This is a genomic window from Vibrio sp. D173a (assembly GCF_030248475.1).
Map to the genome: position 1 here is coordinate 1 of NZ_JAHGAH010001147.1, position 685 is coordinate 685.

Below are 685 nucleotides of genomic sequence, written 5' to 3' on the forward strand. Positions count from 1 at the left end.
TGAACTGGCTAAGTTGGAAAAAGCGGGTATCGACTACCGCCTACCAGTACCGGGTGCAAAAATCGAGTCGGGCAAACTGGCGATGAACGTTCAGTTCCCAGGTGTAGAGCTGCAATACTCTGCAGACGGTGAGACTTGGTTAACTTACAACGACAGCCAGCGTCCAAGTGTTGAAGGTGAAACTTACATCCGTTCAATCTCTGAGAGTGGCGAGCGAGTAAGCCGAGTAACGACAGTAAAATAAAAGCATAAACGAAATTAATAACAAAGCTCCCTTCTCATAGGGAGCTTTTTTGTGTCTGGTTAAATGTGAAGCGCAAAGGGCATTAACCCTGATTGACTATTCCTTAAACATTATAGATTGAGAGGGATTCATAACGAAGGTGATGAAGATCTCATTATTTTCGATAAAAAATAAGTCCGTCATAAAAAACTCTCAAACGAGTGTGATTGAACAAATTAAAATTTGTCGAGCATTGCAATTAAATGTGATCTTGAGCGGCTTTTAGATTGTGTGCATGGTTTTTAGTTATTTTTACTTTTTATAAGTGTATGAATTTAAAGTTAAAAATAACTTATTGTTTTTTGACGGTGAGGAAGATCACTGGGATGATTCTTTTATTTTGAAACGCAAATTAATTCGAGCAACATTGATTTCATGCCAGGGAGGCGACCTATTACTCAA

1 protein-coding gene is annotated in these 685 nt (G+C 38.7%); it reads left to right on the plus strand.

Annotated elements, in window-relative coordinates; translation table 11 throughout:
- A partial coding sequence (locus tag KIV40_RS31920) for a chitobiase/beta-hexosaminidase C-terminal domain-containing protein (RefSeq protein WP_285353342.1) occupies window positions 1–244 on the plus strand: 244 nt, incomplete at its 5' end.
- Window positions 245–685: the final 441 nt, after the last annotated feature.